Consider the following 12,364-nt stretch of genomic DNA (forward strand, 5'->3'; position numbering starts at 1 on the left):
CCGTCACCGGATGCAGTCTCACGCATAACGATGCGCAGGGTTATTGGCCGCCGGGCAGATACTGTTGCGGCATTGGCGAACCCGGGAACCACTTCTGGTAGAGCTGTTTCCAGGTCCCATCCTGCATCGCCGCTTTGATGGCTTTATCCAGCGCTGCTTTGAACTCGGGCTTGCCTTTGGCGATGGCGACACCCGCAGGCGCGTCAAATGAAGGGATGTTCGCCGCCGTGACCAGCTTAAAGCGTGTGGCATAATCTTTGGCGGCTTCGTAGTCGAGGAACATGGCATCCAGCGTGCCGTTATTCAGCGCGGACACCGCTGCGTTGTTATCGGGGAAACGCACCAGATCGGTCTGTTTGAAGTGCTGCAGCGCATAGTTCTCCTGCAGCGTGCCCTGAATCACTCCGAGCCGTTTATGCGCCAGGGTTTCTACGTTTTTCACCCCGGAATCACTGCGGGTCAGCACTGTCAGATAGCCTACAAGATAGCCGGTGGAGAAATCGACGGTTTTTTCGCGCAGCGGCGTGATGCCAATCGCGGCGACGCCGGCATCATACTGGCCATTTGCCACCGCCGGCAGAATGGCGGAGAAGTCCTGACCGATAAAATCCACCTGATCGATGCCCATGCGATGCGCCACATTTTTGAAGAATTCGACGTCAAAGCCGGTGAAGTTGCCGTTTTTATCGGTGAAGGTGTAGGGCTTCGCGTCGCCAAGGCTGGCAACGCGGAGATGACCGGGTTCGATCAAACCCCAGGGATTACTGTCGCTGGCGGCATGGGCGCTCCAGCTGGCGGAAACCAGCATTGCCGTGCCGAACAGGGCGGCGGTCAGGTGATTGAAACGTTTGTGCGATGTCATAAGGCTCTTCCGTCTGTGCAGGTGAAACTTCAGAGTTCGCCGAGCCGGTTTATTGTTATTGAGACCGGTCTCAACACGGGGCAAAATGAAACCGGCTCTGGTTGTGAGACCGGTCTCATTCGGATATACTGATATTAAGCACACGCTATCAGCAGCGTCAATTATGTTGTTATCAACTTGTGATTCGAAATAATTATGACCAATGAAAATGCTCGTTCACGCGGTCCGACCGTTGCCGACGTCGCCCGCGCCGCCAATGTTTCCAAAGCTCAGGCGGCACGCGCGCTGGGCGGGTATGGTTCCGTCAGTGAAGACGTGCAGACGCGGGTGAATCAGGCTGCTGAAGCGCTGGGATACCGACCGAACGAGCTGGCGCGCAGCATGAACACTGGCCGCTCCAATACTATCGGGGTGATTGTCGGCGACATTGAAAACCCGCACTTTGGCCTGGCGCTGCGCGGTATGGCGGATGTTGCGCGCCAGGCGGGCTTTCACCTGCTGCTGAGTAACAGCGATGAAACGCTGGACCAGGAACGGGAAGCCGTGCGCGTAATGCTGGATAAGCGCGTCGATGGCATCATCGTCGCGCCGTGCAGCTCATTGTTTGAGGATAACGAGCATCTTCGCCAGGTGCTGGCAGAAGGGCGTTCATTAATGATGTTCGACCGGGCAGTGCAGGGGATGGAGGTGGAGACTATCCAGGCGAACTTTGTCGCAGTGGCCAAACAGGCGACGGAGCTGTTACTGGCGGCCGGGCATCAGCGAATTGCTTATCTCTCCAGCATGCGCAGCGCTGCACCGTATTCGCCGGCAATCACGTTGGGCCCCACGCCGGTGGCGCAACGTGTTAGCGGAATGATTGATGCCTACCGGGCCGCAGGTAAGGAACTGGATCCAGCGCTGATTCGGCTTAATGCGCTCAGCGAAGCCATCATTGAGCAGATCCTGACTGAACTGCTGGCGCTCGCCGAACCACCCAGCGCGCTGATTGCCTCAGATAACCTGATTGCAATGGGCATCCTGCGCGGCCTGGCCAAACGCGGCCTGCGCGTACCCGAAGATATCTCTTTTGTGATGTACGACGATTTTCCCTGGACCGAGCTGATGTCACCGCCGCTAACCGTGGTCGCCCAGCCGGTGTATGAAATGGGGCGCGAAGCCGCGCGCCGGTTGATTTGCCATATCCGCCAGCAATCCGCCGGCGCTTTACCCGCGTTTGACAGCTGGATGGTGGTGCGCGGCTCGGTGGGGGAAAACCCGTCGGCCCGGTGATACAATGTGCGTGGCGGGTTTGTGCTAATTACTGCCTGCTGTTTTTTTGGTCGCCATAAATGGCGCCCCTACGGAAAACCGCGCGGTTTTGTCCCTTCATACGCACCAGTGAAGCATTGGTTTTACTGGTTACACCACTGCTTCTCATGATGAAAAAATAGATCTGAAGGTGACTCTACTAAGGAAAAAATACCATTATGATTTCAAATGATAATGTTCTTAATGCATCATCCTTCATGTTGCTATTGTTTTTGTTACTGTTGGGAGTCTGTTTTTTTATCTTTGTTTATAAAAATCTTGGTGGCGCTAAGGTAGGTAAGGATTCTTTTCTTTTTTTCAATTATATGTTTTTTAAACGTGGTGTTTTATCAAACAGTGCATTGATTTTTCTTGTTCTTGGGTATGTGGCGGCGGCGATAGCTGAATATCGAAGAGGGTTTGATGATTTATCTTTAATATCTAACTTATCTGGAGGAATGTCATTTCTTCTTTTCGCACTCTATGGGAAGTATTTTTACCAGGGGTTAATTGAAGATAAAAAGCCATTTTTCTTTATCAGGGTTTTCCTGACAAAATCAGACCTGTCTTTTGGTGCAATTTTTCTTTGGCTATCAAGACTTGCGTATATGACATGGTTAATAATATTCATTAGCCATTAAATAACGATTAAGAATATGACCGCAACTGCCACCTTATACAGTAATAACAAAGATCCATAAAAGGAGTAACATGAAAGACCCAATCTCAAAGCTATTGTCAATTTGCAGCAATGAGTTAACAAAGCCTTTCGATAATATTTCTGGCATTCTTAAGCTCGAACTTTCATCAAAGTTTCCTGATTATGTTGCTCTGTTGAGAATGCGCAATGGGTTTTATGGTTTTGAATCAGCGCTACATGTCTTTCCAGGAACACACGAACACGATGATTTTAATGTCTTTTCCTGGAATGAAGAAAAATTATGGCGCGAAAGCTATGGTGGTATGACAGATGGTCATTTCTTTTTTGCAGAAGATGCATTTGGTGGGCAATTTTCTTTAAAGGAGGATGGAATATACTCATTTGATCCCGAGACCGGTGAAAGCCAAAAAATGTGTGAAAATTTATCTCAGTGGTGCGATGCTATTCTAAATGATTATGACTTTCTAACAGGTCATTCGTTGATGCATCAATGGCAGATCGCGCACGGAAAAATTAAGCAGAATCAGCGGTTAGTGCCTGTTATTCCTTTTGTTTTGGGTGGTGAGTTTTCAGTTAAGAATTTGCGTGCTCAGCAATCTGTAACAGCAATGCGAGCAAGGGGAAGTATTGCAGTTCAGTTTAGAGATATGCCAGATAGTGGAACTATAAAACTGAATGTTGATGACTGAGAAACGCTTAGATGCTTCTTAATGAATTCTGTGTAGTGGAAAGAAGAATTTCCCTAAGCGATGCTATTTTTTATTCAATGCCGTAAGCGATAGATGCAAGCATTGTTGAGCAGATGACAGCAACGCACATCGTCAGTATAAATATAACACCGTGGTGACAAACGGACCGGTGGGATAAGTTTTCACATAGTGTAGCCGTGGTGGAATGAGTTGTGGTCCTTGTAAGAGGCGTGAAGGGCGAAACCTAACGACAGCGCGAGGGGGCAGCGGACAGTCTGTTGTAGGGTGCGCATTGATGCGCACCAGGATATCGCCGTGGTGTCCATCAAACGGACCGGTGGGATAAGTTTTCACATAGTATCGCCGTGGTGGAATGAGTTGTGGGCCTGTTAAGAGGCGTGAAGGGCGAAACTGAAGGATTGAGATACGTGATCAGATACCTTATTTAACATAATCATGATTATGCGCATTTTAGCCCGAAAGGTAAATCAGTAGTATCCACACACAACTCCATTAGTCTGAGGCTGCCAGTTATGGCGCATTCACCATATTCAAATCCTCGCTGGCAATAATGGATAACACTTCGTCCAGTTGTAGTTAGTCTTCGCTAGAATCAGTTCTCCCTCCACCTCAGCAAAATTGATATCCTGACGTTCATAAAAGAATTGACGCAAAACTGCAGGTAAAAACTCAGCGCTGTAGCGCAGTAATGTGCTGTGCCAGAAGGGTGCCGGCAACGGGCTGTTGCCATGCCGCATCAGCAATTCATTTTTCCAGTCTGAATCCAGAACCTTTTCACAGAATGACTGGCGCATGGCAATCGCAGGCTTGTCAGGTATGCCCGCAAGCAATAACTGGCCGGGCAACGCCACTAAACGCAGACCCCGGATAACGATTTTTTTCGCAGCAAATTCCTGCCAGATTGTGGTCAGTTGCGCCACTTTCGCTGGTAAACGCTCATTGATGTTGTAAAGCGGCAAGGTCAGAGGCAAAAAAGTAAAATGAAGACCTTGCGCTGGCAAGGTATCGGCAAGCGGATCAGCCTGTGTGAGTCGTTGCAATTCATCAATCAGACGTAACACCGGTAAGGAAACTGACGGCTTTATCCCTGCGGCAAGCGCCAGTTTTACCGGATCGTAATAGTTCTCTTCACGGATGTTCCCGATGCCTGCATTTTTCGCCCACAGCGCAATGGTGTTTTCGTTCGCAGAACGGTACCGGGTTTGCAGACTGATTGGTTGCATGTCAGACCTTAAGGTATTTGGATGAGCGCAGATAATTAATTATGAAACGTTTTTTAGCAGATACCCCAGCCTGATTGTAATGAAAACGCGTGATTATCTCATGCCTGTTCAACACCGCTTAAACGATGCGCGATTTGTCTTCGCTCTGGCGGATCAAAGCGTCTACAATGCCGGCGAAATTTTTACTGATGAGGATACACAATTGGACACCTGTCCCACACGATTACAATCGGTGCCGATGCTGAGATAGCCTCATCGCTGTCTTAGCCCTGCGTTAAGACGGTGGATTTCCCTCCCCCTTTTTCCTGCGTTCTGTCTGGCCCGCTGTAATCCATTCTTATAACTCTGCATATTCATTGCCCGGCGGTGATGGAGTGAGGTCTGACATGGACTGGAAAATCTTTTTATTGCGCGTCACGGTCGCGCTGATTCTGGGCGCGCTAATTGGCAGCGAGCGCCAGCTGCGCCAGCGCCTGACCGGGCTGCGCACCAATGCGCTGGTCAGCACCGGTGCCTGTTTGTTTGTGCTGATGACGCAAAGCGTACCGGGAATTGCCGCAGATGCCTCACGCGTCGCTGCCTATGTGGTTTCCGGCATTGGCTTTCTTGGCGGTGGCGTCATCATGCGCGATGGCCTGAATGTGCGCGGCCTTAACACCGCCGCCACGCTGTGGTGTACCGCGGCGATTGGCGTTCTTTGCAGCATGGGCTTGTTGCTGGAGGCAGGCATCGGTTGCGTGGTTATTCTGTGCGCCAACATCCTGCTGCGCGAACTGGCGCAAGGCATCAATCGGCAGAGCATCATTACTGCGGAGGACGCCAGCCAGTATTACAAAGTGCAGATCATCTGTCTGGCGGCCGATGAGGTACAGGTGCGCAGCCTGATGCTGCATAGCCTTGGCGGCAGCGGTCTGCGGCTGCAATCCCTGCACAGTGAGGATCTGGAACCCTCACACCGCATGGCGGTAAATGCGGAAGTGCTGGGTAAACCCAGCCTGACCGATCAGCTGGAAAATCTGGTCAGCCGCATCAGCCTGGAAAAAGGCGTCAGCTCGGTCAGATGGCAGGTGTGTGAGCCAGAAACCGATTAATTCATCAAACGCAATGCGGCTGCGCTACCTGCCAAAGCGCAGCCGCAGCGTTGCCGGCAGCACGGTATGCTGGCTGATGGGGTCATCGCCGTTAATCATGGTAGTGAGCAGCGTAAAACACTCCTGCGCCAGGCGCGGCACATCCTGCTCGACGGTATCGATCGGCAGTGTCAGTGAGTCATACAGATAGTGGTCGTCAAAGCTGGCCACGCGGATGTCGCTGTGCAGCAGGTGATGCTGGCTCATGTAGCGCAACACCCCTTCCAGCAGACCGCAGGCGGCGGTAAAAATCGCTTTGGGCGGACGCCCCAGCCGGGCGCACAGTGCGGCAAACATTTCATAACCGCTGCTCGGGTGATAGTTGCCGTGAATGATCCACTCCGGCCGCGGCGTCACACCTGCCCGTTCGAGACCCTGCATGAAACCGGCCAGACGATCTTTGGTGGGTGACAGACGCGGCTGACCGCCGAGGAAATAAATTTCATCCGGATTGGCGCGCGCCAGCCGTTCCACCAGCTCGGCAGTCGGCGTGACCGAATCGGTCATCACCAGCGGCAACTGCGTATCATTAACGTAGCGGTCAAACAGCACAATCGGCAGTTGATCGCTCAGTTTGACGTAGTCACTGTCGCTTAACATGCTGGACGCCACGATCAGCCCATCCACCTGACGCGCCACCAGATTATCCACCACCACCCGCTCCTGCCCGGCGTTCTCTTCAGTGCAGGAGATCAGCAGCTGTAAGCCCGCCTCGCGACACAGATTTTCCAGCGCGTGCGAGAACACGGCAAAACCATGGTTGGTGATCTCCGGCACCACTAAACCCAGCGTATGGCTGCGATTATCGCGCAGCGAGCGCGCGTGAATACTGGCCTGATAGTGATGTTCGCGCGCCAGCGTCAATACCCGTTCACGCGTCTCTTTCGCCACGCGCAACTCTTTGCCACGGCCATTCAGCACCAGGCTGGCGGTGGCTTTGGACACCCCCGCCAGCGCGGCGATATCCGCTATGGTAACGCGTTTGGTTTTTCTCACGTCAGTGCATCGGTTAGGGAAACAATGACTTATTCTACCATGCACGGCCGCAACGACCAGTAGCGCGCCGTCACTTCTGCGTGTCCGGTCAGGGTTAATTGCGCCGGATGCGCCGGGAAGTAGCGGCTGCTCATCACCCCTTCCCCTTCATTAATGAAAATCTCGACGCTGGAGTGATCGCACAGTAACTGGAGCTGACTCACCGCGCCGCGCCAGTAACGGAACTGCCACTCGCCGTTTGCCAGACTGCGCCGCGCGAGCCGCAGCCCGTCGGCGCGCCACTCCAGCCGTAGCTGGTCGGCGAAATTCAGGGTGATGTCGCCCTGCCCGCTCAGCAGTAATTCCAGCCGCTGCGCATCAATGACCGGCGCATCGCCTGCAGGGCCCTGATAGTGCTGTTCAGCGCTGCGCAGCGCCTGCAGTTCAGTGACCGGCCGCTGGAACAGCCGGCCATCACGCGTGCCCAGTTCGCGCACGCAGGTCATCTGATGGATCCAGCCATTGGCCACCGTGGGCTGCAGCATCTCCTCGCCATCCGGCACGCCCATCCAGCCCACCAGCAGCCGGCGTCCGTCGGCGGTTAGCGTGGTTTGCGGCGCGTAAAATTCGAAACCGGCGTCAAGCTCATGTAATTCGCCATGGCTAAAGCGGGCGTTAGCATAATCAAGATCGCCGGAGAGCCACGCGCTGGGATGTGCATTGAGAAAACGATGCTGTTCCTGCGCAAGCCCCTGCGGGCAGCAAATTAGGAAGGTGGTATCGCCGAGGATAAACATGTCCGGGCATTCCCACATATAACTGGCTGCCGCCAGCCCGTTCAGGCCGCTGCCGGCAATCTCGCCCAGATTGTGCCACTGCCGCAGGTCCGCCGAGCGCAGCAGCAATACTTTGCCCTGCTTTTGCAAATCCTGCGCGCCCAGCACCATGAACCAGTGCTCGCCATGCCGCCACACTTTCGGGTCGCGCACGTGTCCGGTATAGCCGTCGGGCAGCGCGATCACCGGCCCGAGTTTGTCAAAGCCGCCCTGCGCATTCTGCACCGCCAGACACTGCCAGGCGGTACGCGCGCCATCGGCAAACTTCACGTTGCCGGTATAGATCAACGTCAGCGCGCCATTGTCATCAACGGCGCTGCCCGAATAGCAGCCGCTGCGGTCATACTCTTCATCCGGCATTAGCGCTATGGGTTCATGCTGCCATTGCAGCAGATCGGCGGAACTCCAGTGGCCCCAGCATTTATGCTGATGCTGACAGCCCAGCGCATTCCACTGATAGAACAGATGGTAACGCCCGGCGAAGTGGATAAAGCCGTTCGGATCGTTAAGCAATCCGGTGACGGGTGCCAGATGCCAGCCCGGATAATGCGGGTCGCTCAGCGCGCGCGGCTGACCGCGCATCACCGCCTGTAAAATATCGGGTAACAATGTAGAAGCCGCCATTATTCCGCGTCCGTTTTGTATTTGAGCAGATAAGAGATCATAAATGCGCTGCTGAACGCAATCACCATGCCAATGGCATAATTAAGCAACGAGCTGGCCTGCACAATCGCCATGCCCGGCAGCCCGGTGAGACCGACAGCCGTCATATACACATGCACCGACACTACCCAGGCACCGCCCAGCGCGCCGCCAATCAGGCCGGCGATAAAGGGTTTCATAAAGCGCAGGTTGATACCGAAAATCGCCGCCTCGGTAATACCCAGCAGCGCTGAAAAGCCGGACGGCAGCGAAATGGCTTTGATTTTCACATCTTTGGTTTTAAACCACACCGCCAGACAGGCACCGCCCTGCGCCACGTTAGCCATCGCCCAAATCGGCAGCAGGAAGTTGACGCCAATCGCCGGATTGCCCAGCAGCCCGGCTTCAATTGCATGGAAGCTGTGGTGCACGCCGGTAATGACAATCACCGAGTAAAGCCCGCCAAAAACCAGCCCGGCCAGCCAGCCGGCATGCGCAATCAGCGTGCTGAGCACAAACGATATACCGTCGCCGAGCATCCTTCCCGCCGGACCAATCACCAGCAGCGCGACGAAGCCGGCGATGATCACCGTCAGGAACGGCGTCAGGATCAGATCCAGCGCATCCGGAATCACCCGGCGCAGCTGTTTCTCCAGCTTGCTCATAAACCACACCGCCAGCAGCACCGGAAACACCGTGCCCTGGTAGCCGATCATCGCCACTTCGATACCGAAAAAGTTCATGGTATGGAAGCCGGCCGCCACGCCCCAGGCGTTGGTGAGCGCCGGATGCGTCAGGATGCCGCCGAGTGTGGCGCCGAGGAACGGGTTTCCGCCAAACTCACGCGCCGCGGTGAAGCCAATCAGGATCGGCAGGATAATAAAGGCCGCCGAGCTGCACATATCCAGCATGATATACAGCGCGTTGTCGGGGTTAACCCAGCCGTAGGTTTTAACCATGCCGAGCAGTCCCATCAGCAGGCCAGAGGCCACAATCGCCGGGATGATCGGTACAAAAATGTTCGACAGCAGACGCGCAATACGCTGGAACGGATTGAGCTTGCGCGCGGCGATATCCGCCGCTTCCGACTTGCTGGTTTCACTGATGCCAGCTTCGCGGATAAACGCGGCATACACTTTATTCACCACGCCAGTGCCAAAAATCACCTGCAGCTGTCCGGCATTGCGAAAACAGCCCTTCACGCCCTCCAGTTTGCCAATCGCGGCGGTGTCGGCTTTGGCGTCATCCACCAGCACCAGGCGCAAACGTGTGGCACAGTGCGCCGCACTGGCGATATTTTCCCGGCCTCCCAGCAGCGGCAGCAGCGACCGGGAAAGAGTAACAAAATCCATAGTAACCTCTGTTTTTGGTTGTTATGCCATCATGCGCTAAGCGGCCCGCACGCGGGCCGTTTCATCAGAACCAGGTTTCCATTTGCACGCCAAAGTTCCACTCGCCGCCGGACTTAAAGCCGGTGCTGCCAAAGGCGTCATCGCTGGCGTAGTTATCCAGACGATGATCCCAGTCCATCCAGCTGGCAAACAGGCGGATTTCCGGACGCTTGAGGAATTCGCCCACGTCGCTGGCTTTGAGCGTGGGGGCGACGGTGAGCTTGTAGAAGTTGCCGCTGACGGCCTGACGATTGTTATAGCCTTCAGGCCGCAGATCCATGTACTGATATGAGCCTTCATACTGCATCTCAAAGTTCTGGGTAAATTCCTGAATCAGGCGCAGGTTCACGGTGGCCCACTCATAGCTGTCGCCTTTGACATAGCGGTCTTTGCTGCTCTGCGCCAGCAGCGCCGGCGCGATGTGCCAGCCCGCGCCCAGCGGCGTCATCCCGTAGCTGGCGAGCCGCCAGGTATTCGCCTGCGGCAACAGCGCGCCGTCGGAACCAATGCTCTTCACTTCTGCGCCGAGGCCATGACCGTACAGCAGCGCGGTTTTCGCTGAACCTTCACCCAGGCCGTAGAAGCTGTCGTTGTGCAATCCGACCAGGGCGTGCACACCGTCACTGGCGGCATCACTTTTCACGCGGTTGCCGTCAATATCGGTGCGCTGATCGTTATCTTTCGCGCGCATGCCGCTCACCATCAGCTGCAGCGGCCCGACAAAGTTATTCAGCGACAGAATGTAGTTTTGCGCGGTGTTGTCGTTATTTTCGATGTCTCCGAAGGTGCGGCCATAAATCGACAGGTTGCTGCGGGCGTCATCGCCCCACTTCATGTCGTAAATACCGGCCCCGGTTCCGGCGAGAAACACCACATCGGAATCGATCCAGTGGATGTCGAAGTTATCGCGGTCGAAACGCTTACCGGCCCACACCGTGGTGTCTTTGAACGCGCCGGTGAAGGTCGGGAGCTGCCCCAGCTCGACAAACGCCTGACGCAGGTTGAGATCGCTGCTGGCGGCAGTCCAGTCGTTGTAGGTGCGCTGTCCGTCGGCCAGCATCGCCTTGAAGCGCGTGGTGGCACCGTTGGTCAGCGTTTGTTTATGTTCGAGGTTAAGTTCAACGTAGGTATCCGGCTCATTGCCGAGCCGCCCGACGTGACCGCCGGTCTCACCGGCCGGCGTGAGGGTGGGCCCGCCCTGAGTTTTCGCAGCGGAACTGTTCATCAACAGGCCAGAGCGTGCGTAGCCATGAAACTCAAAGCCCTCTGACTCGCTGCTGGCGGCGGGCGCAACAGGCTGAGCGGCGCGCGGTTCGGTCTGTGCGACGGCAACCGGCGTCGGGTTCTGCTGCTGCACCACAGCCAGCTTTTGCACCTGCTGTTCCGCCGCCTGCGCGCGCTGCTCCGCCACGCTGGCACGCTGTTCAGCCGCGGCCAGCCGTTTTTCCATCGCCGCCAGGCGCGCTTCAATACTGCTCATGTCGTCAGCCGCCCAGGCTGAGCCTGAGCCTAATACGGTACTAAGGGTTATCGCGATTATGCTTTTTTTCACTGTTTTGCATCCCTGAGGCAAGGCTATCATCAGATGTTTTTTGCTAAACCGGTTTAGGCACCGCATCATAGCGGTGCCGATTTTTAAAGCGCAATGGATTTTGCTAAACCGATTTAGTGGATGTGAGATACTTCGCAAAACAGGGAAAACGGCGGGGTCAGATACCGTGCTGCTGTAACTGTTGATAGTTGGGTAACGCGGTCATCGCGCCTTTGGCGGTGGTGGCCAGCGCCCCGCACGCCTGCGCCGTGCGCAGGCAGGCCGCCAGCTGCGCTTCATCCGCCGGCAGACCCCGCTGCGCCAGTTCCCACAGCAGTCCCGCCACGAAGGCATCGCCGGCACCGGTGGTATCCACGCTGATCACCGCGCGCGCGGAATAGCGAGTTTGCCGGCCATTAAAATAAGCACGCACGCCAGCGCTGCCCTGCGTCACTAACAGCAATTTAACGGAGAAGCGCTGCGCCAGTTGCGCGATGCCGCTGTCAATGTCGGCGGTGTCCGTCATAAAGGCCAGTTCTTCCACGGAGAGCTTCACCACATCCGCCCGCTGCAGGGCCGCACTGAGGCATTGCAGCAGCTCCGCCGCATCGGACCACAAATCGAGACGGATATTGGGATCGAAGCTGACAAAACCGCCCGCCTCACGCACGCGCTGCATGGCGGTTAACGCCGCCGTGCGCGACGGCTCGGCGAGTAACGCAATCGAACAGCAGTGCAGCCACTCGCCACACTGAAACCGCGGCAAATCGTCTGGCGTGAGAAACAAGTCGGCGCTGGGGCGCACCATGAAAGTGAAGGTACGCTCGCCGTACTCATCCAGGGCCACGACCACCGTGGAGGTGCGCTGCTGCACATCTTTGCGCATATGGGAAACATCCACCTTTTCCTGCGCCAGCGTGCGACACAAAAACTGGCCAAAAGGATCGTCGCCCACCCGTCCGATAAATCCGCTGTTACCCGCCAGCCGGGCGATACCCACTGCCACGTTGGCGGGCGCGCCGCCGGGACACTGCAACAAACGGCCTGCGTCATCAGGCAGCAAATCCACTACGGCATCACCCAGACACCAGATACGTTTCATCATGATTCAGT

At 55.5% G+C, this 12,364-nt stretch carries 11 protein-coding genes; 4 read left to right on the forward strand and 7 right to left on the reverse strand.

The window, feature by feature from the left end:
• Positions 1–40: 40 nt before the first annotated feature.
• Positions 41–862, reverse strand: a complete 822-nt coding sequence (locus tag C1N56_RS20570; RefSeq protein WP_394517685.1) for an ABC transporter substrate-binding protein — start codon at positions 860–862, stop codon at positions 41–43.
• Between the two features lie 195 nt (positions 863–1,057).
• On the opposite strand from C1N56_RS20570, the gene C1N56_RS20575 reads away from it, so the two are divergent.
• The 3 genes from C1N56_RS20575 to C1N56_RS20585 all read left to right on the forward strand — a co-directional run bounded on the left by C1N56_RS20575 (position 1,058) and on the right by C1N56_RS20585 (position 3,502).
• Positions 1,058–2,134: a LacI family DNA-binding transcriptional regulator gene (locus tag C1N56_RS20575; protein WP_394517686.1), complete on the forward strand. Its 1,077-nt coding sequence runs from the start codon at positions 1,058–1,060 to the stop codon at positions 2,132–2,134.
• A gap of 197 nt (positions 2,135–2,331) precedes the next feature.
• Complete coding sequence (locus tag C1N56_RS20580) at positions 2,332–2,793, forward strand: hypothetical protein (RefSeq protein WP_058770159.1); 462 nt, start codon at positions 2,332–2,334, stop codon at positions 2,791–2,793.
• 70 nt (positions 2,794–2,863) lie between these two features.
• A complete protein-coding gene (locus C1N56_RS20585; RefSeq protein WP_058770158.1) occupies positions 2,864–3,502 on the forward strand; it encodes an SMI1/KNR4 family protein in 639 nt (212 codons plus the stop codon).
• Positions 3,503–4,053: 551 nt separating this feature from the next.
• Here the strand turns inward: C1N56_RS20585 and C1N56_RS20590 are convergent.
• Positions 4,054–4,746, reverse strand: coding sequence for a hypothetical protein (locus C1N56_RS20590; protein WP_394517687.1), 693 nt, complete (start codon positions 4,744–4,746; stop codon positions 4,054–4,056).
• 386 nt (positions 4,747–5,132) lie between these two features.
• On the opposite strand from C1N56_RS20590, the gene C1N56_RS20595 reads away from it, so the two are divergent.
• Positions 5,133–5,837, forward strand: a complete 705-nt coding sequence (locus tag C1N56_RS20595) for an MgtC/SapB family protein (protein WP_021509440.1) — start codon at positions 5,133–5,135, stop codon at positions 5,835–5,837.
• Positions 5,838–5,861: 24 nt separating this feature from the next.
• Here the strand turns inward: C1N56_RS20595 and C1N56_RS20600 are convergent, their stop codons facing one another.
• From C1N56_RS20600 to C1N56_RS20620, 5 genes are all read right to left on the reverse strand, one after another.
• Entirely contained in the window at positions 5,862–6,872 is a 1,011-nt protein-coding gene (locus C1N56_RS20600; RefSeq protein WP_394517688.1) for a substrate-binding domain-containing protein, read from the reverse strand.
• Between the two features lie 29 nt (positions 6,873–6,901).
• Positions 6,902–8,311, reverse strand: a complete 1,410-nt coding sequence (locus C1N56_RS20605) for a sucrose-6-phosphate hydrolase (RefSeq protein WP_394517689.1) — start codon at positions 8,309–8,311, stop codon at positions 6,902–6,904.
• Complete coding sequence (locus C1N56_RS20610) at positions 8,311–9,681, reverse strand: sucrose-specific PTS transporter subunit IIBC (RefSeq protein ID WP_394517690.1); 1,371 nt, start codon at positions 9,679–9,681, stop codon at positions 8,311–8,313. The genes C1N56_RS20605 and C1N56_RS20610 overlap by 1 nt, the downstream gene beginning before the upstream one ends.
• Before the next feature lie 64 nt (positions 9,682–9,745).
• On the reverse strand, positions 9,746–11,302 hold the full coding sequence (locus C1N56_RS20615) for a carbohydrate porin (RefSeq protein ID WP_390958169.1): 1,557 nt from the start codon (positions 11,300–11,302) through the stop codon (positions 9,746–9,748).
• 127 nt (positions 11,303–11,429) lie between these two features.
• Entirely contained in the window at positions 11,430–12,356 is a 927-nt protein-coding gene (locus C1N56_RS20620; RefSeq protein WP_127834880.1) for an aminoimidazole riboside kinase, read from the reverse strand.
• Between the last annotated feature and the right edge of the window lie 8 nt (positions 12,357–12,364).

The sequence above is a fragment of the Pantoea sp. SGAir0175 genome (assembly GCF_043547855.1).

What these genes read in the sequence shown, in the direction of transcription:
- C1N56_RS20570 (WP_394517685.1), bottom strand. Translation starts at nt 862, where the DNA reads ATGACATCGCACAAACGTTTCAATCACCTGACCGCCGCCCTGTTCGGC.
- C1N56_RS20575 (WP_394517686.1), top strand. Translation starts at nt 1,058, where the DNA reads ATGACCAATGAAAATGCTCGTTCACGCGGTCCGACCGTTGCCGACGTC.
- C1N56_RS20580 (WP_058770159.1), top strand. Translation starts at nt 2,332, where the DNA reads ATGATTTCAAATGATAATGTTCTTAATGCATCATCCTTCATGTTGCTA.
- C1N56_RS20585 (WP_058770158.1), top strand. Translation starts at nt 2,864, where the DNA reads ATGAAAGACCCAATCTCAAAGCTATTGTCAATTTGCAGCAATGAGTTA.
- C1N56_RS20590 (WP_394517687.1), bottom strand. Translation starts at nt 4,746, where the DNA reads ATGCAACCAATCAGTCTGCAAACCCGGTACCGTTCTGCGAACGAAAAC.
- C1N56_RS20595 (WP_021509440.1), top strand. Translation starts at nt 5,133, where the DNA reads ATGGACTGGAAAATCTTTTTATTGCGCGTCACGGTCGCGCTGATTCTG.
- C1N56_RS20605 (WP_394517689.1), bottom strand. Translation starts at nt 8,311, where the DNA reads ATGGCGGCTTCTACATTGTTACCCGATATTTTACAGGCGGTGATGCGC.
- C1N56_RS20610 (WP_394517690.1), bottom strand. Translation starts at nt 9,681, where the DNA reads ATGGATTTTGTTACTCTTTCCCGGTCGCTGCTGCCGCTGCTGGGAGGC.
- C1N56_RS20615 (WP_390958169.1), bottom strand. Translation starts at nt 11,302, where the DNA reads ATGATAGCCTTGCCTCAGGGATGCAAAACAGTGAAAAAAAGCATAATC.
- C1N56_RS20620 (WP_127834880.1), bottom strand. Translation starts at nt 12,356, where the DNA reads ATGATGAAACGTATCTGGTGTCTGGGTGATGCCGTAGTGGATTTGCTG.